Source organism: Heliorestis acidaminivorans (assembly GCF_008933955.1).
Classification (GTDB): domain Bacteria; phylum Bacillota; class Desulfitobacteriia; order Heliobacteriales; family Heliobacteriaceae; genus Heliorestis; species Heliorestis acidaminivorans.
Genome location: NZ_WBXO01000002.1, coordinates 68,911 through 89,798 on the forward strand (window position 1 = coordinate 68,911; position 20,888 = coordinate 89,798).

Below are 20,888 nucleotides of genomic sequence, written 5' to 3' on the forward strand. Positions count from 1 at the left end.
TTATTCACCTCCTATTGAGAACCAAGCAGACGAGCTGGATCTTTTTTGGCAGTCTGAGAAAAAATCGGATAACCTGCCGCCATCCCCACTAAGGAAGCCGCCAACACTGTGAGTAAACCTTCCAAAGGATAGAAAAAAGTAACAGGCGACATTACACCAGGTGCCAGATAAGGCCAGAGAACTAAGGACAAACCTAAAGCAGTGCTGTAGCCAAGTAAGCCAGCTAACAAACCAGCCAAGCCAATTTGAGCGCTTAACAACAAAGTCACCGTCTTACGACCAAAACCGATTGCTTGAAGTAAGGCAATTTCCCACTGTCGCTCCCGCGCTTGTGCCGCCGCTGTAAGGCCGACGAGCATAATACCAGCCATAGCTACAACAAAACCTGTTAAAGCACTAAAAACGGTAAAGCGACCAATAATCATTTGTCGCATCTCTGCCGCTTCTCGCACAGCCTCCACTTGATAGCCAGGCAATACTTCTTCTATCTGACTCACAATAACCTCAATAGGACAGGTAGCGCAGAGAGCCGCGATTTCAATCATAGAAAGTTGCTCAGGGCGCTCTAAGAGATGAGCGGCTAAAGCAATATCGATCAGAGCCATATTATCTTCTTCCGTACCAAGCGGATCTAAGATAGCTTGTACCCTAAAGTGATACCCCGCAATCTCCACTTGCTCACCAATTGCCCAACCTCGATCTTCAGCAAGGGAGCGACCAAGCACTAAGCTTTGCAATTGCTGGCCCGTCACTTGCTCTCCCAGCACTTGCTCTTCAGGCACTTGCCATTTTGCACGTTCTTCTTCTAGATTCTTAGCAGACATATGGTTATAGCGATGAGGCGGCACATCACCGCGGAAAGAAGAAGGCCACTCACCTTCCACAGACCACCAACGCTTCAACCGAATTTCTTCATCAAAAGCAATACCCATAATTGTCAGATGCCCCTCTGGCGCATCTAAGATACCGAGCACCTTAGGGCTAACAACAGCAATGTTTTTGCTTTCATGAATAGAAAAAATCGACTCTACCACATCAAGAGGCATATCATACTGACCAGGCGGTGGTGCAATAATCATATTAGCACCAACTAGATCAAAAGCATCAGCTAAAGCCGTTTCCATAGAACGACTAATCATCCAAGGTGAAAGAGTTCCTGCTACAGCGATGGTAATACCGATTAGAAAGAGCAAGAAACGACCCCACTGACGCTCAATGCTCTTTCGGAAAAAGTAAAAAAGGCTCATCCGTTATATTCCCTTACACGCCAGCTCTTCGCCGCTGACTCATCAATAATTAACTTATCCCCTTCTACCACATAAGGCAGTTCATCGGGAGGATAAGCCATACAAGCACCAGACTTTCCTCTTAAAGTATTCAGATCCCATCGCGTAGTGCAGGTATTACAAACTAACTCCGTACCAGAAAGGCTAAAGCGATTACCATTACAAGGCTCACAAACACTAACAGCCGCTATGATGCGTCCATTAGGAGCTACGAAAGCAGTCAGTGGCAAATCCCGACTTTCCTGTGCATGCTCAAAGTAAACAATCTTGTTATCAATCACTTCTTGTAAAGACAAGACAATACCACCATCTTCCGTACTATAGTCCACATCTGCCATAGCTACCCTGATACCAGCATAAGAAGGCTTTTCACTAATCCAATAATCTCCACCATGAGCCGAAACAGGACTGTCCGAAGAAGGGGAGAATAGAAAGAAGCCGGCAACTAGAATAACTACAGCCACAGCAAGACCAGACCAAAGCATGGTCTTATTTTTTGTTGCTTTTTGTGTGTCCGCGGAGAACTGTTGACGCTTTTTTTCTCTTGACATGCCCTAATCTACCTCTCTTTTTTATAAAAAAAAGTCCTGCCCTTAGCTTTTTCTAAATGCAGGACTGTCACAAATTCTATCATGAAAATGTGAAAAAAATATGAGCATCGTCAAATTTCAATGAAAAAATTACTGGTACACCTTCCTGCCCTTGCCTATGTAGCAACTCCTTGTTGTAACAACTTCTGTAATGCCTTGTGTAACTACTTGATGTGCCAACTACTGTAACGCCTTGTTGTAACTCCTTGATGTGACTACTTGTTGCAACTACTTTACTGATTAATAAAGTTTTGCGTAAAGTAGCGTACATTTTTTCCGCTATCACTTTGACCATAAACTACACCTACACCAAGGCCATTATAAGTAGGGCTAAGTAAATTTTCACGATGACCAGCGCTGTTCATCCAACCAAAATGGGCATCAATAGCATCGGCCTGCCCCATAGCTAGATTCTCGCCACCGTGCCAGTAAGGTACACCAGAGCTCTTGAGCCGATCAGCAAGAGCTCCCGTATAAGGCGACGTATGGCTAAAAAAGCGATGCACAGCCATATCTCGAGAATGAGCCCGTGCCAAGTCAGCCATAGGCTCATGCCAGCGCAAAATAATAGAGCCTGCCGGTACACCTCTTTGCCTTGATAGTATTGACGTGGGCTCAATAAATTGACTTCTTGCCATATTAGTAAGATCTAGAACCTGCCGCTCATAAGCTTGAGCTACTGCTACAGAGCTTGTAACTCTATTGCCCTGAGACCAATTGCGAAAAACACTTTGATTATAAGTCGATATCTCGTAGCCATAACGTTGACTATCAAAAAGCGCTTGCACATCCATCAAAAAAATAGCAGACACTCGATTATTCCAATGGCGATCTATATAGAAAATCACAGCTTCATCGCCATCGATAAGCAAAGGACGTGTTTGCACATCTTCCTGAGTCAAGTTAAAGCGAATGTGACCACCAGGAATCGAAAAAGAAACTTGCCTTTTGATAGATACTTTTCTAGACAACTCCGTATATGTAGTTCCCACAGCAATATTACCAACAGCTAAATCTCTAGCAGGGCTAAAAAGGGCACGCACTTGGCCATCGCCAACACCTACCATAATTAACCTTTCAGGATTACTATTATAAACCCACCACTGATAGCCATACTCGCCAGGATCAACACGATTAGGCTCACCAAGAGTCTGTACAACTTTATGAGCAGAATCACCAATCTTTAGACCCCATAAAACCCAACCATCTCTAGCCTCAGCAGAAATTCCAGCTAACGATGGTGATGGCGAAGTTGGTTCAGGCCCCGTAATTAAAACAGTACGACTTGCATCAACCCACTCCACCTGATTACCTGTAACTTCACTTACAAAGGCTAACGGTACATAAGTTGAACCATTATGTAATAAAGGTGGCACTTGAACTGTTTTCGCTTCGCCATTTACTTGTACATAAGTTACAGAAGGCCACATCAAAACATGGCGCTCCCCTTTTATCATCTCAATAGTGCGACTTGCACCATGCCACTCAAATTGAGCACCTAAGGCTTCCCCTACAGCACGCAAGGGAATAAGCAAACGGTTCTGAGCAATGATTAAGGGACGAGCAAAAATAACTTCCTTACCTTCTGCAAGTACAGTAACATCCTGAACTAAAACATAATCACCATAAGCTTCTGCATTCCCCTGTCCCTGTTGATTGTCATAGAAGTTGGTCAACAGAAAAAAAGCCAAAAACATTAGTAAAAGAGTAGAAAAACACTGCCTTGCCTTTCTCCAACTCATACCTATTCACTCCTACCTTAGCAATATAGGAAATATCTAACCCATTATAAAAATTCGTTCATTTCATAAATTTTATCATACTTTACAATCCTGCTTATTGATACTTTTTGTAACTAAAGTAATGTTAAGCCACTCCATTAGAACAAAGGATAAAAAACAAAAGAAGCTCTGGCAAGTACTTAATTAAAAGCAGTTTTCAGAGCTTCTTTGTCGTAGTTTATGATGGCAGAGATACTGTGTTAATGAGTTGCTTTTTTACTGCCTTACTGTAGTTTACTATGAGGATCCATAGGACGATCGCCCGCTCGATCGTATTGACCATCCGTTATATGAGTCATGCCACGGACTAGGCTATCGTCCTCTAAAGTGCTGTAGAGATGGTAGCCCAGATCTTCTCGATCGCGCAGTACTTCTTCCAGCACTTCTACTGTTCCAAAGTCTTTTAGCTGATGGGCTCGATCAATTGTAGTTCTGAGCATAGCTTGCATTTTTAGTTCATGTTCTAAATCGTTACGGAGAAAATCTCGAATGCTATAGCGGCCTTCTACTTCATGCTTGATATAGGAAAGCTCATGCTGAGTAATAGGGTGAGCCGTAGGTACGCCACCAAGACGTGCTACCCTTTCTCCTACCATATCTATATGCTTTTGCGTTTTATCAATATGCTCATCAAGCAAGTGATGAAGACTGTGGAAAGCTTCAGCACCTTCGGTGAGCCAGTGATGCTTATTATATTGATGTAAAGCTACAGTCAATGCGCACTGATGATCGTCAAGCATCAAAGCCATTTCTAGACGAGTCTCATAGGGAAGACCAATGCCACTACCAATTTGCTTTACTGTCCGTGGCTGTTGGCGGAAAATCATGGAGTGATTAGTGCTGTGGCCAGGCATAGCACTGTTAAAGCCTGATTTATCGAGGTTAAAGCGACCTTGAAAATTGCCCATGTTAGTCATCAATTTTTGCAAGTCCTGTGGCGTATTTCCCATAGGCTGATAAATGCCAGCACCATGATAAGCTTGACGATACTGTTGATTCTGCTGACTTTGGTTTTGATGATTCTGGTGATTTTGATAGTTTTGATTGTTGTTGCCATGATCTCTATGCATCCCAATCGTTCCTCCTGTAGAAAATCTTGTTTTATTTTACTCGCTCTAGTATGCCTCAACTTGCAAAAGCTCATATAATTTGTAAGAATATCGAGGAGCGGTAATTATAACCAAGTTCAGCTTCCTATATAGGATAATTATACAGAAGGAGATCCGATCTACTTATGAAGCAGAATAAGCATTCTAAGCCCCAAAGCGATCTTGTAATTAAACCTCAAGAATACAAAACAGTTTTGTTTGATCAGGATGGTACGCTCATCGATTCTATAGAACTAATTCATAAGAGCTATCGACAAGTTTTTGATTATTTAGAACTCCCCTGGAAAGAGGGAGAAGTAATGAAGCATCTCGGTCGTTCTCTCGTAGAAATCAGTGAGCTTTATGCGAAAGATTCTGTACAAGCCGCTCAGTTTCGAGAGCTCTACAGTTACTTTTATCGGCAAGACCATGACGAGTATACGAAAGCTTTTCCCGAAGCAACGGCCTTTTTGCAGAATCTGCAAGCTAAAGGCTTTGTATTAGGTGTGGTGACAGGCAAAAGGCACGACCCAGCCAGAGAATCACTAGAGTACACTGGTTTATGGCCTTACATGAAAAATCTTGTAGGAGCAGATGAAGTTGAGCAAAGTAAGCCAGCACCTTATAGTTTACTTAAAGCATTAGATCAGCTTGATAGCAAAGCCAGCGAAAGCCTGTACATCGGCGATGGAGCTTTTGATATGACAGCCGCTAAAAGCGCCGGTATGCTAGCTATTGCTGTAACCTGGGGCATAGGGTCAGAAGAGGAACTTAGAGAAGCTGGAGCAGACATAATCGTAAAATCTTGGAAAGAACTAAATAATCTCTTTGAGTTAAATTAGTAAAGTAAAAGAGGAAAGCTTGTCTATTCATTCAAAAAGCGTCTAAGAGCATGTAAGATAGAGAACTTGCTTTTAGACGCTTTCATAAGTTTTAAGAAGACTGTGCCTGCGAAGGCTTCGCTTCTCTGTCTACAAATAATTTTTTGCGGACTCTGTGCCAGATAAGTTTGATCAACAGGTGAGCCATTAAGACACCTAATAGGACACCGGCTGTATCAACGACCACATCTTCTACTAGACCGGAGCGGGTTCTTTCAAAAGTCTGAATCAATTCATCACTTATAGCTACGGCCATCCCTACTGCTATAGGTGCACTAACTTTTCCTGCTGTAAGGCGGCCGATAGTAAACCGCAAAAGAAAGCCTAAGATAAGATAAACCGTAAAATGACCTATTTTCCTAACGATCAACTCTACTTCTACTTTTTCAACAGGCTTTTTGTACATTTTGCCAAAAAGTGCTTTTGCCCGATGCTCCGTAAGGCCTACTTTTTCAGCTTGCCGCAAAGCCCACTGCGTTGTTTCTAGCTGATAAACTTTATCGAAAAAGCGTTCTCTGTCGCCTGAGACTACACGGAAACCAGATTGCGTACTAGTGTAAACTAATGTAACCAACCATAGAAAAAGAAGAATCCAGGACATAATTGTAACTATGTTGAGAAATTTTTTTTCACTAACCGGGGGCGTGGCGTTTTTCAAAAAGCTCCTCCTTTTAGATTAGGGCTATTTACTTCCATATTATATGTTTATGGATAAGGTTTTTGCACCAGAAAAGAAAAATCACGAAGCAAGAGAGAAGAAAGAACAATAAAATTAACAATAATAGTAACAATAAGAGCCCTCTTATCCTTTATTAGTATACCAAAAAAAGCCTCTCAGGACTGCTTTATTAAGCAAACCTGAAGGCTTTTTTGTTGAAGCTAAAGGTTTTTTGCTGAAACTTAAGGCTTCTTTGCTAACCTGAAGGATTTTTTGTTAAAACTAAAGACTTTTACTAGTGCTTTTACTTGCCATAATCTCCGGCTACCACAATGCTCTCCGCTGGATTATCATGATCTACTTTGGAACTGTTCAGCCAATCAAAAAATTCATCTGCCGATAATTCATTAGCTTTCCAGACATCCTTATCGAGAAATGCATCCGTATCTTCGCCGACTACAACAGTAAGAGCACGCTCACCATTAGCTTTAAGAAGAGTAATAGCGACTACATCAATAAGAAAATCAGTGCGATAGGCGGCAAAGACAAAGTCTCGTGTAAACTGTCGTACTTGCTCTTTGCTATCATTTTCTCCCTCTAATTGCACGATCGCAACAACGCCAAGCTTTCCATTTCCTTTAACACCTTCACTAACAGCACCTTTGGCTTCTGGTGGTAAGTGCGATTCTAAGTATGGTTTCAATTGAGCCATCTCTTGAGGCACATCAAGAGGTGTTATGACACTACCTTGCGCCACTGGAGAAGAACAACCGGCGATCAAGAATGCCGTAAACATAATTAAAGCTATAACTAGAAGCGAAACTTTAGACCTAAGCATCTGAGCGCCCATTTTTATACCTTCCCCTTTTGTGATTATTGAACTTCAGTTGTAATGATTAATTGAAATTTAATCGAGTATGAAAAAGTAATGAAAAACAATATTCATTATAACGCAAAAAGAGGTAGTTGAGATCTTGCATTTTATGTCAGTAATAATTAGCCAGCATTTAGAGAGGCAAAGAAAAAAGCAGGCCTCTCTTATAACAAAAGAGTAAGCCTGCTTTAATAGTTTTATTAATAACTACTATAACAGCATTAACTTTTCTAATTCCAAGGGCTCGATATATTGACCATCTTTGTAAGCGCGCATATTGCCGCCAGAGATTTCATCGATTAAGACGATTTGCCCGCCTTCAACTCTACCGAATTCGAACTTGATATCATAAAGGTCAATACCTTTTTTCGCAAGTTCTTCTTTGACAACGCCGCCAATTTCTTGTGTTAGATTTTTCAACACTTGGTATTCCTCTTTAGTAAGAAGACCAAGCATAGCTAATGCGTCTTCACTAATAGGAGGATCTTGTCGGCCATCATCTTTTATTGTAACTTCTACGAAAGCGTCAAGCTCTGCGCCTTCTTCAACATAAAGGCCGTAGCGACGCAAGAAGCTTCCTACAGCGCGGTAACGGCAAATTACTTCTAGACCCTTACCGAAAACAGTAGCAGGCTTAACAGTCATAGTAGCTTCTTCAATGTTAGCATCAACGTAATGAGTAGGAATATCTTTTTCCTTCAACACTTCAAAAAAGAGCTTAGTCAAGCGGAGGCCAGCTCGACCAGCGCCTTCAATAGTAAGGCCTACGGTGTTAGCACCAGGATCGAAAACGCCGTTTTCTCCTGTTACATCATCTTTGAAGGCTAGTAAGTAGTTGCCATCTTCTAGTTCATAGACGTTTTTGGTTTTACCTGTGTAGACAAGCTTCATTGATTGTCTCGTTCCTTTCCTATATAGAATTTGTGTATATGATTTACGAACTACTTCATTATGCACTATTTTTATAGATAGCCCAAGATAATATCTGCAAAAATAATGAAAGAATAGCACAGAGGGACGGATTCGAGACCACTGTGCATTGTGCTCCCTAACGAACTGTATAAATCTTTACAGGCTGAACCATGCCACGGACAGCCACATCACCAAGTTCCACAATCTTCAAGTCTTCAAGAGCAGGCAACTGCATATAACGCAACGTCCGCTCGCTGAAGATAATCTGCGTTCCTTTTTCCTTATTCATACTTTCTAAGCGAGCGGACAAGTTCACATCTTCACCGATTACTGTATACTCCATCCGCTCAGGACTGCCGATGTTACCAGATAAGACAGGACCACTATTTAAACCAATACCAATACCAAAAGGCTTCTCTCCTCGAGCTTCCCAAGTTCTGTTCAACTCTTCAAGAGCCCTGCACATTTCCAAGGAAGCCCGCAAAGCACGCTCAGCATGATCTTCTTGAGGAATAGGCGCTCCAAAGACGGCCATCATACCGTCACCAAGATATTTATCCAAAGTACCACCGTGCTTAAAGACGATAGAAGTCATAACTGTAAAGTACTCATTAAGCCGAGAGACAACTTCTTCCGGCGTTTTACCTTCACTATAGCTAGTAAAGCCTCGAATATCAGAGAAAAAGACCGTAACAATTTGCCTTTGGCCACCTAGAGCAACTTTATCAGGATTTTTTAAGAGCTCATCAACAACCTTATCAGAAACATAACGACCAAAGAGCCCTTGCACCTTTTTTCTTTCCTGCTCCACGAAAAAGTGGTTATAAGCTGTTGCCGCCAAGTAGACAAGCAAAGCAGTCATAGCAGGAGCTACAAAATCAACCCAGAGATTCATTTGTGACCAGAGGACTCCCGTAAAGAAATACCAGAGCAGAGCCAAAAAGATTAGAAAAAGCAGTCCCTGCCAGGGGCGGCGACCACTACTTACAACATAAGCACTAAAGCCTAAGAAGACTAACGACATTAGATTGACCCATAAAGGTGCTTTGAAGAAATAGCCTTGATTAAGATAAGCATCAAGAGCTGTGGCATGAAGCTCTACGCCTGGTGTAGGCAAAGCACCTTTTAGCGCCATATTACTTTGCGTATAAGGCGTATTAAATTCATCCTTAAACAAGGGAGAAACAGGGCCAACTAAGACCCACTTGTCAGCAAAATATTCGGGAGGGTAATCGCCATTTAGCACTTGATAATAAGGAATAGTCTCATAAGTCTCCGCCGGACCTCGGAAGTGAATCAAAGGACCTTGCCCATGAAAAGGTGGTAAAGCCAGACTTCCCGCCACAATTAAACCATCTTCCTGCCAATCTAGCTCAGAAGGATCAAGACCTTCGCCAGCCATTGCTGTTGCTAAGGCCAGTGATGGTAAAGGATAACCATCAAACAAAGTCATAGGCAAGGCTCGACGCACTATATTATCTTCCTCCGTAGGGAAGTTGGCGAAGCCGATACTGAAAGTTTCCATGAGCAATGGATCAACAGGCAAGCGGAGCACTTGATTAATATAGTCCCCCTCTTGCTCTAAAGACAAGTGCGCGGCCAAGACAACACGACCATGCCGTCCAATAGCCTCAGCCAAAGCCTGATCTTCTTCTTCTTGAGAGTCACTAGCAAAAGAAATATCTATACAGACTACCTTGGCTTGCTCTAGCCTATCTAGTAACTCTCCATGAATACTACGGGCCCAAGGCCAGCGACCTACTTGATGCAAAGACTCATCATCAACACCAATTATCACAATCGATTCTGGTGGCGCTTCTGCACCTTTTTGCTGAAAGCGGCTATCATAAACTTTCGCTTCTAATAGCGACCAGAGGCCTAAAGTAGCACTAAAAAGCATCAAAAGTGTAACCAAAGCGGCCAAAGCCTGGCCTCCATGAAATTTACCTTTCAATAAATCCATCCTCCTAAAGTAAATGGCAGAGAAATGCTAATGCCAGACAAATGCTTTTATTTCTTTCTATTAGACAACAATATATTCCTGCTCTTTCTATTTCTAACTTGAAAAAAACAAGGGCAAAGAAGAGGAAAAAAGGAGAAAAAAGAGAAAAGGTTCTATTAACTTTGCCTTTGAAGTAAGTAAATTGCGAATAATAATTGGCCTTTTTCATGAAAGGATTGATCCTAATTGGATGCAGAAAAAAATAGGCGAAAACCAATAGAAGTCACCTTTTGGGGTGTTCGTGGATCATTACCAGTGGCCAACCCTTCTGTAGAGAACTTTGGAGGCAACACAGCTTGCGTACAAGTGCAAATCGAAAAGGAGCAATACATCTTTGATGCTGGTTCAGGCATCTATCCACTAGGCTTAAAGCTCCTCAGCACAGAAGAAGAAAAGACGTCAAAAATCCACCTTTTTCTCAGTCACGTCCACTGGGATCACCTCATGGGTTTTCCATATTTTCAGCCATTCTATAATGCATCCTCGCAGATCGCCATCTACGGCGAAAGAAAACAAGATAAGTCTATTCGCCAGCTTTTAGAAGGCCTGATGACAGCACCTTACTTTCCAGTACCACTCCACAAACTACCTGCCCAGTTAGACTTTATTGATATAGGAAAAGAAGAAAAAATAGACTTACCTAATCAAGTAACCGTAGAAACGCTAGCCCTTCATCACCCCAATGGTTGCCTAGCTTATCGCCTTACCGTAGGAAACTGCATAATCTGCTATGGCACTGATCATGAACAGGGGACTTACATAGATCAAGAGTTAATCGCCTTTGCAGAAGGTGCTGACTTGCTTATCCTAGATGGCCAGTACGAAGAAGCAGAGTACAGAGGCTCAGGAGACAAGAAGAATAAAAAAGGCTGGGGCCATTCTACGTGGAAATCAGCTGTAAAGATCGGTCAAAAAGCCCAAGTAAAGCGTCTAGCGCTATTTCATCATGATCAATTGCGAAGTGACGGTGACTTAGAAGAGATCGAAAAAGAAGCCCAAGAACAGTTCCCCCAAGCTTTTTGCGCACGAGAAGGGATGACGATTCGGCTATGAAAACGCTAAAAAGTTACTCACCAGAAACTTTAGAGCAAGTAAAAGATTTACTCCATATAGGCATCGCCTTATCATCAGAAAAAAATCACGACCATCTCTTAGAACTGATCGTAACAGAAGCGCGTCGTATTACCGCTGCTGATGCCGGAACTTTGTATCTCTGTCGTGATGAATGCCTACAGTTCAAAATCATTCAAAATGAAACAATGCAAGTCTTTCAAGGTGGTAACGGAGAAGAAGTAACACTTCCTCCTGTTCCCTTGAAAAAAGAAAACGTCTCCGCCTATGTAGCACTTACCCGTCAAATCGTCAACATACCAGATGTCTACAATGCTGAAGGCTTTGATTTTTCAGGCCCTAAACGGTACGACCAGATGACAGGCTATCGAACAGGCTCTATGCTCGTGTTGCCTTTGGAAAATCACGATAATGAAGTTATCGGTGTCCTACAGCTCATTAATGCCAAAGACTCTGCTGGCCAAGTCATCCCTTTTGCCAGCCACTATGAAAAAGTAGTCGCCTCTCTAGCTTCTCAAGCGGCGATTTCTCTAACGAAAGAACAACTTATCGCTGATGTAGAAAAGCTTTTTCAAGCTTTCGTGGAAGTTATGGCCACAGCCATTGACGCCTTAAGCCCCTATAATGCCCATCATACCCGTCGAGTTGCCGAACTGTCCGAATTTTTAGCTCATGCTATTAATGAAGAACAAGAAGGCCCTTACAGTAACCACTATTTTGATGAAGAACATATCAAGCAGATCGCCATGTCAGCCTGGTTTCACGATATTGGCAAAGTAGCCATTCCTTTATCAGTCATGGATAAGCCGACTCGTTTAGGCGACCAATTAGAACAAGTACTTATGCGTCTAGACTATATTAAAACCTGCGAAGAAAGGTCCTACTTAAGAGCAAAGCTTGCTGAGCTTTCGGAAGGAAATAGTTGGGCTAATCAAGCAACTAATATTTCATCTAATACATCTAATAATCCATCTTCTAATAGCTCTTATGTGGAAGGTCTTGACCCTGATAGTTGGTGGGCACAACGCTCTCAGGAAATTGAAAGTGCCCGAGAACTAATTCTCAAAGCTAACAACCCTGCAACTTTTGTAGACTCAGCACTGCAAGCAGAACTACAAGCACTAGCTCAACACAGCTACAGCAACGAAGACGGCAGTGCCTCGCCCTGGCTTACCGAAGCAGAGCTTACAGCCCTCATGGTGTCGCGTGGAACGCTGACAGAAGAAGAACGCAACATCATGCAAAGCCACGTAGAAGTGACGAACCGACTCTTAGAAAAAGTCCCCTTCACCAAAAAACTAGCCAACGTCCCTCGCTGGGCTTCACTGCACCACGAACACCTCGACGGCAAAGGCTATCCTCATGGACTAGCAGGAGAAGAAATACCAGTAGAAGCACGCATCCTAGCCATCGTCGACGTCTACGACGCCCTAACAGCCGACGACCGCCCCTACAAAAAAGCCATGCCCAAAGAAAGAGCCCTCGCCATCTTAACCTCCATGACCAACGAAGGAAAGCTAGACAAAGAGCTTCTTGACATATTCAAAAAACACATCTAAAGCCAGGGGGACGCTTCGCTTGGCATCAAGAAGCCAGGGGGACGTTTCGTTTGGCATAAAGAAAGCCACATGCCGAGAGGCATGCCAAGAGGGCGTCAGACAGCGCGATAATTAGCCTAACTTTTTGACTTCATCGCTCCCATTTCAGCTTAATTCTGCTTCAATATCATAAATAAAACGAAGAGAACTAGTGTCTATATAAGCACCAGTTCTCTTTTTGCTCTTAACATTTGTAACATTTCTTCAACCCCAAGCATATGCACAGCCCTTTTGAAGTTATAGGCTAAAAAAGATGCCTGTATCCCTCAAAAAGTATTTCATAATTCCAAAAAATGATATAATTTGACTATCTGCTATCGAAAAGGGTGGGATTATGGGAAATGTAAAACTGCACAGAAGAACCGTCCCTCCGTGCTCCCCCTGTTCCCTTAGGGAACTCATCTTGCAATACCTTAAAAAGTCCAAGAAAAAAAGAGTACTTACATCAGATCTAGAAGCTCTAGTACCTGGTATGACAAAATACGACGAATTCGCACAGAGCATCTTGCAGTTAGTAACCGATAAAATCCTTGACCCTGTCTCTGCTCAAGGCACTAATCAGCGCTCTCCCGAATTGCACAATGCTTATTCTATCAAGAAGCAACACCTAGGCAAGTCTTATCATGAAGAGATCCGCACCTTACAACTACAACTTCACCCAGCCCTACAATTAGACGGCTACTTCTCTCTACCCGAAACAACGTGGCGCAAAGAGAAGCCCTGGCTTCACAAAATAGACAGTTACCTGAAAGAACAGGGCTTTCCAAAGGAAGAAACTTCACCAGCAGAACGCTCTTTTGCCCTCCTAGGTGACGAGAAATGGATCAGCCAAGGCGGTGGCAAAAGCTTCCTCGAACGCCTTCAACTATATGAGGCCTTCAAAATAGCCGGCCAAGCCGATCCCCTCATGTTCTCAATCAATCCGCGAAAGCTTACTAGCCAGAAACACCTCCACTTAATTGTAGAGAACAAAGGGACATACAGCGCTTTAGCACCCTTCTTAACAGCAACAGTCTTTACAACCTTGATCTACGGTGCCGGCAAAGCTATCCTCTCTTCCATCTCTCACCTAGAAAGTCAGCTAAACTTACCATCTCCTGAGTACCAACACCATCTGTACTACTTTGGCGACCTTGATTACGAAGGAATATATATCTGGTATCTACTCCAACAACGACGCCCAGCACAACCAGCTCTAAACTTTTACGAAGCCCTTTTAGACGAAGAAGCAACAAAAGGCAAAGAAGCACAGCGGCGAGAAGAAAAAGCAGTACAAGCTTTTCTGGAACACTTCCCTGAAAAGAAAGGAAAAAATACTTCGACCTTGCTTCAAAAAGGCTACTATCTACCACAAGAAGCATTATCTACCAAAAAACTGCACCAACTCTGGATGAATCCTTTCTGGGAGCGTTTGTAGCAACCAAAAATATTCATATAGTAAAAAGTAAAAAGGAGTAAGCATGGACGAACTTACCCATGATGCCTTACGTGGCTACGGCGAACGCTATAAAAGGCTAGCTATCTTCATGCCTCTTTTTCAATTAAAAAGCAAGCGCAAAGGCCCTTTTGGCGAATCAACTGAAGATAGTTCATTAGACTGGTTTGGTCTTGGCCTACTCACCTTGCTCTTCTTTTTTGAAAGCATGCTGAGAAGAAGATCCAAGCAAGGCGCTAAAGAATTGGCCCAATACCTTTTTCAAGTAACTAACTCCAAAACACAAGCACCTTTAGAAAGTTATCACGACATAGCCCACAACATCATCGAAAGCTTTCGCGACTCTCGCGGCCTAAGCCACGAAGAGCGTTTTTTCAATTGGGAAAAAGGCCTAGAGGAAAACTATCGCTTTACCATTCTAAAAGCGGAGAAATACGACAAAAAAGCAAACCGCCAATACTTCACTTTAGCACCAGCAGGACTAGAGCTCGTTTTTGCCACCAAAGAATTTTTCAGTGAATTTCGCATTTCCATCAATCAGCTACTAGTGCGCAAACGCTTAGAAAAAGGCGAATTTGCCAACGCTCTTCATGAAATTAACGAAATGCGCGTCTCCGTCGAAGCCTTACGCGAAGAAATCGAAAGAGTGAGCAAAGAAGTAAAACGTAACATCATCTCCGAAGAAATATATAAAAAATACGAAGAAACACTTCAAGACACTTACGATCGGCTAGAGCGAGAAGATGAAGAATTTCAAGAACTTTACGCTTTTGCCCTCGACACTAAGAAAAAAATAGAGTTACATAACCAAAGCGAAAAAGATGAACAAGCTTATAAGCAAATTAATAAAGTCACCCTAGAATTAAGCGACGTCCACAGCCTCCACCGCCTCCTCCTACGGGAGCTTCTCCAACTGAAAAGCACAACTCTCGAATCAGCGCGACAAGCACTCTATAGCATGGGCATGCAGTACTTTAATTTTGACCAAGACATTAACGGCCGTATCGTTTCTTCTCCCCTACCCCCCCTAGCAACGAAAGGGCTACTAGCGCCTTTTTTGAGACCTCATCAACAACAAAACTGGTCTCTTTTTTCGCTTTTTGCCGAACAACGGCTCTACAAATCGGGTGAAGAAGCAGAGCCGCAAGTCTACCCCGAAGCAGATCCGGATGCAGAAAAAGCACAAAAAGAGCATCTCAAAAGACAAGCCCACAACTTCAAGCTTATAATGGAACAAATTCTCGCTGTCATAGGTAATAAAAGTAGCTTTGAGTTAAAAGAACTCATCAATCATCTACCAACAGCCCTGCTAGAGCACCGCTCTTTTTACGACTTCTGGCTCTTACTTCACCAACGCTCCCCCTTGACAGCACAGCAAGACAAAGAAGAACACCTTTTTGATAGTGCCCTCGCCCTAATAGAAGGCGAAGAAATTATTGTCACCGAATGCCCCGAAAAACTGCAAGTAACAGAACGTTACAGCATCCAGAATATGCGCCTAGAACGAAGGAGAATTAACTTATGAACTATCGCTCCTACTCGTCGCAGGATGTCCTTCAAGCCTTTCGTCTTTATGCTCGCTTAGCTGAAGATTCCGTCTTGTCGGGCGAAGCAATCCATAGCTACATTCACAATGAAGAAGTACAAAGTCTACTAGAACAATTTGCTCAAGAAGTAGACTGCGTCGTCCTCCGCGCCGGTGAAGAACTACACTTAGTCCCTCAAAGCAAAGTCTCTTCTTTTCATTTGAAAAATGAAAGTATTCGCAAATACTTAGGCGCACAAGCGACTAACATTGACCTCTATATGATGTACTTTTCCATCCTCGTCTTTATCGGACAATTTTACAACAACTTTCAAAGCACCGCCGTACAACGAGACTTTCTCACCACAGAAGCTTGGCTTCAGCAAATCAACGAACGAATAGAAACACTGAGACAACAAGGAGAAGCAGAACTGCTCCGCTACGGACAAGAAATGCAGTACAACTGGCTACCAATTATAGAAAAGTGGGATGCCATCAACGACATCAAAGAAAGCGCCCTGAAGCAAAAAGGTAAAACCATCAGCCACTTCAGCTTTCTCGACAAAGTCCTACAATTTATGATTGATGAAAAAATCGTAAAACAAATCGGCGAAGAGGAATACGAACTAACAGAAAAAAGCCAAGTCATTGTACAAAAATACTTTATGGACTTAGATCATAACCGCAACATACTAAAGTTTATGTTCCAATACGATGGCAAAAAAACAGACCCTCCAGAGCAGGAAGGAGCAACCAATGCCTTCAATCGCTAAAATTCGCTTTGCTAACGTAATCTACGAAAATGGTCAAAAAAGATATAACGACGAAATATTCCATTTTGATGGACATACAGGTGCTATCGTTTTAGAAAACGGCGGCGGCAAAACAGTTTTTATCCAAACAGCTCTACAAGCTCTTTTGCCCCATGCTGATCTAGGTAACCGCAAAATCCGTAACACCTTAGCACTAACGAATTCAGCCCATATAGCCATCGAATGGATACTCAACGACCGCCCTCGCCAGTACGGACTAACGGCAGTCACTTTATTTATGAGTAATAATCGCTTGAGTTCCCACAAGTTCACCTACCGGTATGGCCCTAATGACAATCATGCTTTAGATTTGTTACCTTTTACCATTAAGACATCGACAGGACGGCGGCCGGCTACAGCGGCGGAGATGAAAGATTACTACCAAGAGCGTTCTAACCAAGTGATGAATGCTCACTATTTTGACAGCATTACAGAATACCAACAGCACCTTGAAGAAGAGTTCAAACTAAGTAACTACGAATGGGAATCTATGGCTTTAATCAATAGTGGCGAAGGTGACGTAGAAGCCTTTTTCAAACAATGCTCAACAACTAACGATCTCGTCAACAAACTTCTCATTCCAACGGTACAGCGAACCTTGCAAGGAAGCGACGAAACTGTCGATTTTGCTCAACTTTTTGAAGAAAAACGCATGCACTTTAAGAAACACAAGCAGTTTAGCGAACAAATCGCCGAAAGTCAGAAAGTAGAGCAAGCCATTATTGACATGATGTCCTACTTTGCCGCCCTAGATGAAGCAACGAAAAAAACAGACAAGTTAAAAATACAAGCCAAAAGCTTCTACCATTCTGCCCAAGCTCATTTGCAAAGCCTAGAAAAAGATAGAGAAAGTCTGAAAGGGCAATTTCTAGCCTGGCAAGAAGCTTTCAACTTACATAAAGAGCACGAAGCATCGCTCAAAGTAGCCAAGCTACAAGCTAAGGAAGAAGAAGCCCAAAAAGAATACGACAAGAAAAAAGCTCTATACAATCAAGCCAAAGATGATTTTGACCATTTGAAAAAAGAAGTAAGCCACTTAGAGTATTTGCGAGACAAATCAGCTTTAGAGACCAAAGAAGCACAGCTCGCTAGAGAAGCAGAAAAACTGAGTAACTTAGAAACAAAAAAAGAAGCTGAAGAAATCAAAGTACAACTATCTCAAGTCGAAGGCCAACTGCGCACTTATTATGAAGAAAAAATTCAAGCTTTTAACAAGACCATAGAACTTCTAGCTCAAGAGCTTCACCAATACAAAGCAGAAGAAAGAGAAGCCAAGAAACAAAAAGAACTATGGCAAAAGAAAATACATAATGAAGAGCTTCGGGGAGCTCGTCTAGAGGAGCAGATCAAAGCCCAAGAAAAAGTAATGGATACTATAGCGCGACGGATCTTGGAAAATCCAGCCAAGCAAAAAGTCTCCACAGAACTGCCCCATTGGCGACAAAAAACAATCGAAATCCAAGAAGAACTCATAGAAGTGCAAAAAGCCAAGCAAATCAGGCTCGATGAGAAGCCGAAAAAGCACCAGCATCTGAGCTCTTTACGTAATGAACAGATAAAGGTCCAACAAGATCTTACAGAAAAAAATATCTGGCTTAACCATGCTCAAAGGGAAGAAAAGGAACTAATCCATCTCCTCAGCTCTTTTCCTGGCTTAAGAACAGTCCAAAGCTTATACCTAGACCAAGCAAAAGCAGAAGCTATCTTAGAAAACGAACGACAACAACGGAGAAAAGCTTTGGAAAAAGCCCAACAAGAAGAACGCTTAGCCTTGCGCCTCTATGATATGTACCAAGAAAGCCACACTTTTGCGGCCGAACCTGCTCTCGTTCAATTGGTAGATCGATTAGATGGCACTGCCGAATTAGGGACAACTTTTTTAAGACGCCTGATGGAGCAAAAGCAAGAACAAGCCGAAGACCTCCTAAAGCGCTTTCCCTTTTGGCCTCACGTCATCATCGCACAACGGCAAAATTTAGAAAACATCAAAGGGCGCTTGCAAAAACAGCGCGACCTGTTCAGCGCTCCTTTGCTAATTTTCACACCTGAAGAAGCCCGACAAATTGCAGAAATGACAACACAAGAGCTAGTAGGCACAGCATTATTGCCACCTTTTTGGTCTTCAGCCATTACAGAGCAAGGCTTTACAGCGTGGCAAGCAAAACTGAGCGAAGAAGCTCAACAAGTTCAGCAAAAGCGAGAAGAAAAAGAGACTAGTTTCTATGAATTAAATAAAGTCATCGAAAAAATGCATCTCTTTTTAGAGCGCTATCCTGCCTCTACTTATAACAGCTATCGTCAAGAAGCCCTACACTTACAAGAAAGAACTAAAGAACTTCAGCAGGAAATCGAAAAGCTAGAAAAGTCTTTAGAAGAAATTGAAAAAGACCTAAAAAATCTCGATATTCAGGAAAAGAACTTACAATTTCAGCAGAATCACTTAACTAACAAGATCGAATTAGCTCTACAGTGGCAAGAAAGCGAAAAAACACTCCTAGCATTACAGCAACAGTTCCAGAGCTCTCAAGCAGAACTTAGAGAGCTAATCTTACAGGAAGCAGAAATAGATAAGTCATTATTCAAGTTGAAGCTCCACATCGAAAAAGTTGAAAAAGAACGACAAGCATACCAAGAACAACGCTCTAAAATTGAAGGTGAAGAACTTTATCAAATCGTAAAAAAACAGCCCCTCTTAAGAGCTCGTGAAGAAGAGCAAATCTTGCGCTCCCAACGACACCATCTCCTTGAAGAGCTTTACAAAGTAGACTATGCAAAAACATCTATCGAAAAGCGCATCGCAGAGCTAACTAATGAGATTAAGGACTATAAAAATCGCTTACTTGCCTATAAAGTAACTATGCCTAGAGAAGCTCGCTTCCCTTACGATGGCGTCTTACTTTTGAAAAAGTACAAAGAAGAATTAGAAGCCCTTGAACCTCTAGTAGAGCGGGCCAATCAGCAAAAAGAAACAGCTGGCCATACTTTAGCAAGCGCAAAAGGTCAAGTCCTGCAAGCCCTTAAGGATTATGAGCAGGAATACAGCAAAGAGGTCCATCTTTTTACAGCGCCTTTAGATGAAGTTGCACAAAGTCTGACTAGAGAAGCAAAAGCTTTGCGCAAAGAAAAAGCTCACTTAGATGAATCAACATCACAAAACCATCAAGCTTGTGAGACCATAGAAAAGCTAATCCTCGAGTTAGAAACGCGCAACGGCAAGTTCGATTTTTTAATAGACACAGTTCCTGACAAAGCTCTGACAGCTGAGGACCAAAGAGATTTTCCCTATCAGCCTGATAAATTAATTAAGCAAGTCTTAAGGCAATTAGAAAAAGAGCATCAACAGCTACAGCTACAAAAAGAGAAAGTAAAGCAAATTCGCAACGAATTTGAGCTCTTTTGCAACAGAGAAATAAAAAAATCAGAGAAGATGCGACAAAACGCTTTGCGAATCATAGAGGAAAAGCAAAGCTATAGCGATATGATGGAATGGGCAGGGCAGATGAAAAAGCAGATAGCTTTGGCCATCAAAGTTGCCGAGAATCAGCTCAAAGAATTCAATGAAGATGTAAAGCATTTTGTCAACCAATTACACATTTACCTCGTCACACTATGTGATGAAATCGCGGAAATAGGCAAATACACATCGGTCAAAGTAGAGGACACTTATAAAGCCATCTACACCATTCAACCGCCTACCTGGGAAGAAACAGAAGGCAAAAGAAAACTCTATCAACAATTAGACATGATGACAGAGCGCCTAGCGACAGAAGAATTTATCAACGAAGAAGGCCTAGAAGATACAGGCAAAGTGCGCCGAGCCATAGAAAAGTGGCTTAACCCGTCCCACTTGTTTAGACAAATCACTTCAAAAACCTTCCAAGTAAAAGTTCGCAAAGTCTCCAATGACAAAAAGATTAACCCCTACCCAGTTGACTGGTCTACCTCTAACTCCTGGTCAGGTGGAGAACGATGGAGCAAAAACATGGCCCTTTTCTTTGGCATCCAAAGTTACCTAGCCGATAAGAAAGGCCAGAAAAGAAAAGATCGCGTCGTTCTTCTCGACAACCCTTTCGGACAAGCCTCCAGCGACCATGTCTTAGAGCCTGTTTTCTATATCTCTGAAAAACTAGGCTATCAGATCATCGCACTAACAGCGCTAGCAGAAGGAAAATTCCTGCGAGACTACTTCCCCATCATCTACAGCTGTCGACTGCGCCCAAGCCTGAATGAACAGACAGCAATTATGACAACAGAAAAATCAATCCGCCATGCCTACTTCCAAGACCACGCCCCAGACTCTTTGCAGAGATTAGGTACTAAAGCTGAAGAGCAGATTGAGTTGTTGCTGTGAAAAAAGGGGGTTTACGATTCGAGA

The 20,888-nt window shown here is 42.4% G+C and carries 15 protein-coding genes; 7 read left to right on the plus strand and 8 right to left on the minus strand.

All coding sequences use genetic code 11. The features are described from left to right. Positions 1-11 precede the first annotated feature (11 nt). The 4 genes from F9B85_RS03300 to F9B85_RS03320 form a co-directional block, all read right to left on the minus strand. A complete protein-coding gene (locus F9B85_RS03300) occupies positions 12-1,247 on the minus strand; it encodes an ABC transporter permease (protein ID WP_151618543.1) in 1,236 nt (411 codons plus the stop codon). Further along, positions 1,244-1,837, minus strand: coding sequence for a Fe-S-containing protein (locus F9B85_RS03305; RefSeq protein ID WP_151618545.1), 594 nt, complete (start codon positions 1,835-1,837; stop codon positions 1,244-1,246). The genes F9B85_RS03300 and F9B85_RS03305 overlap by 4 nt, the downstream gene beginning before the upstream one ends. Before the next feature lie 272 nt (positions 1,838-2,109). Then, on the minus strand, positions 2,110-3,618 hold the full coding sequence (locus F9B85_RS03315) for a CAP-associated domain-containing protein (RefSeq protein ID WP_151618548.1): 1,509 nt from the start codon (positions 3,616-3,618) through the stop codon (positions 2,110-2,112). 263 nt (positions 3,619-3,881) lie between these two features. Next, entirely contained in the window at positions 3,882-4,727 is an 846-nt protein-coding gene (locus F9B85_RS03320; protein WP_243138050.1) for a Dps family protein, read from the minus strand. A 164-nt stretch (positions 4,728-4,891) separates the two neighbouring features. Between F9B85_RS03320 and F9B85_RS03325 the strand changes: the two genes are divergently transcribed. Then, a complete protein-coding gene (locus F9B85_RS03325) occupies positions 4,892-5,587 on the plus strand; it encodes an HAD family hydrolase (RefSeq protein WP_151618549.1) in 696 nt (231 codons plus the stop codon). A 91-nt stretch (positions 5,588-5,678) separates the two neighbouring features. Here F9B85_RS03325 and F9B85_RS03330 read toward each other — a convergent pair whose 3' ends face one another. The 4 genes from F9B85_RS03330 to F9B85_RS03345 all read right to left on the minus strand — a co-directional run bounded on the left by F9B85_RS03330 (position 5,679) and on the right by F9B85_RS03345 (position 10,024). Next, positions 5,679-6,284 (minus strand): VanZ family protein, encoded by a 606-nt coding sequence (locus F9B85_RS03330; RefSeq protein ID WP_151618550.1) that lies wholly within the window; start codon positions 6,282-6,284, stop codon positions 5,679-5,681. Between the two features lie 304 nt (positions 6,285-6,588). Beyond that, a complete protein-coding gene (locus F9B85_RS03335) occupies positions 6,589-7,134 on the minus strand; it encodes a hypothetical protein (RefSeq protein ID WP_151618552.1) in 546 nt (181 codons plus the stop codon). Positions 7,135-7,368: 234 nt separating this feature from the next. Next, positions 7,369-8,049, minus strand: coding sequence for a phosphoribosylaminoimidazolesuccinocarboxamide synthase (locus F9B85_RS03340; RefSeq protein ID WP_151618554.1), 681 nt, complete (start codon positions 8,047-8,049; stop codon positions 7,369-7,371). A gap of 157 nt (positions 8,050-8,206) precedes the next feature. Beyond that, positions 8,207-10,024, minus strand: a complete 1,818-nt coding sequence (locus tag F9B85_RS03345; protein WP_170270131.1) for a CHASE2 domain-containing protein — start codon at positions 10,022-10,024, stop codon at positions 8,207-8,209. 234 nt (positions 10,025-10,258) lie between these two features. On the opposite strand from F9B85_RS03345, the gene F9B85_RS03350 reads away from it, so the two are divergent. From F9B85_RS03350 to F9B85_RS14540, 6 genes are all read left to right on the plus strand, one after another. Then, positions 10,259-11,125, plus strand: coding sequence for an MBL fold metallo-hydrolase (locus F9B85_RS03350; RefSeq protein ID WP_151618557.1), 867 nt, complete (start codon positions 10,259-10,261; stop codon positions 11,123-11,125). After that, entirely contained in the window at positions 11,122-12,702 is a 1,581-nt protein-coding gene (locus tag F9B85_RS03355; protein WP_151618559.1) for an HD domain-containing phosphohydrolase, read from the plus strand. Before F9B85_RS03350 ends, F9B85_RS03355 begins: the two co-directional genes overlap by 4 nt. A 442-nt stretch (positions 12,703-13,144) precedes the next feature. Beyond that, a complete protein-coding gene (locus tag F9B85_RS03360; RefSeq protein ID WP_170270133.1) occupies positions 13,145-14,158 on the plus strand; it encodes a Wadjet anti-phage system protein JetD domain-containing protein in 1,014 nt (337 codons plus the stop codon). 43 nt (positions 14,159-14,201) lie between these two features. Then, complete coding sequence (locus F9B85_RS03365; protein WP_151618563.1) at positions 14,202-15,701, plus strand: hypothetical protein; 1,500 nt, start codon at positions 14,202-14,204, stop codon at positions 15,699-15,701. After that, positions 15,698-16,474, plus strand: a complete 777-nt coding sequence (locus F9B85_RS03370; protein WP_151618565.1) for a DUF6063 family protein — start codon at positions 15,698-15,700, stop codon at positions 16,472-16,474. The genes F9B85_RS03365 and F9B85_RS03370 overlap by 4 nt, the downstream gene beginning before the upstream one ends. Further along, complete coding sequence (locus F9B85_RS14540) at positions 16,458-20,864, plus strand: coiled-coil domain-containing protein (RefSeq protein WP_207707028.1); 4,407 nt, start codon at positions 16,458-16,460, stop codon at positions 20,862-20,864. Before F9B85_RS03370 ends, F9B85_RS14540 begins: the two co-directional genes overlap by 17 nt. Positions 20,865-20,888: the final 24 nt, after the last annotated feature.

Excerpts from the sequence above, each read along its gene's own strand:
- F9B85_RS03365 (WP_151618563.1), top strand. The coding sequence starts at position 14,202 with ATGGACGAACTTACCCATGATGCCTTACGTGGCTACGGCGAACGCTAT.
- F9B85_RS03355 (WP_151618559.1), top strand. The coding sequence starts at position 11,122 with ATGAAAACGCTAAAAAGTTACTCACCAGAAACTTTAGAGCAAGTAAAA.
- F9B85_RS03340 (WP_151618554.1), bottom strand. The coding sequence starts at position 8,049 with ATGAAGCTTGTCTACACAGGTAAAACCAAAAACGTCTATGAACTAGAA.
- F9B85_RS03325 (WP_151618549.1), top strand. The coding sequence starts at position 4,892 with ATGAAGCAGAATAAGCATTCTAAGCCCCAAAGCGATCTTGTAATTAAA.
- F9B85_RS03335 (WP_151618552.1), bottom strand. The coding sequence starts at position 7,134 with ATGGGCGCTCAGATGCTTAGGTCTAAAGTTTCGCTTCTAGTTATAGCT.
- F9B85_RS03300 (WP_151618543.1), bottom strand. The coding sequence starts at position 1,247 with ATGAGCCTTTTTTACTTTTTCCGAAAGAGCATTGAGCGTCAGTGGGGT.
- F9B85_RS03315 (WP_151618548.1), bottom strand. The coding sequence starts at position 3,618 with ATGAGTTGGAGAAAGGCAAGGCAGTGTTTTTCTACTCTTTTACTAATG.
- F9B85_RS03320 (WP_243138050.1), bottom strand. The coding sequence starts at position 4,727 with ATGCATAGAGATCATGGCAACAACAATCAAAACTATCAAAATCACCAG.
- F9B85_RS03305 (WP_151618545.1), bottom strand. The coding sequence starts at position 1,837 with ATGTCAAGAGAAAAAAAGCGTCAACAGTTCTCCGCGGACACACAAAAA.
- F9B85_RS03370 (WP_151618565.1), top strand. The coding sequence starts at position 15,698 with ATGAACTATCGCTCCTACTCGTCGCAGGATGTCCTTCAAGCCTTTCGT.
- F9B85_RS14540 (WP_207707028.1), top strand. The coding sequence starts at position 16,458 with ATGCCTTCAATCGCTAAAATTCGCTTTGCTAACGTAATCTACGAAAAT.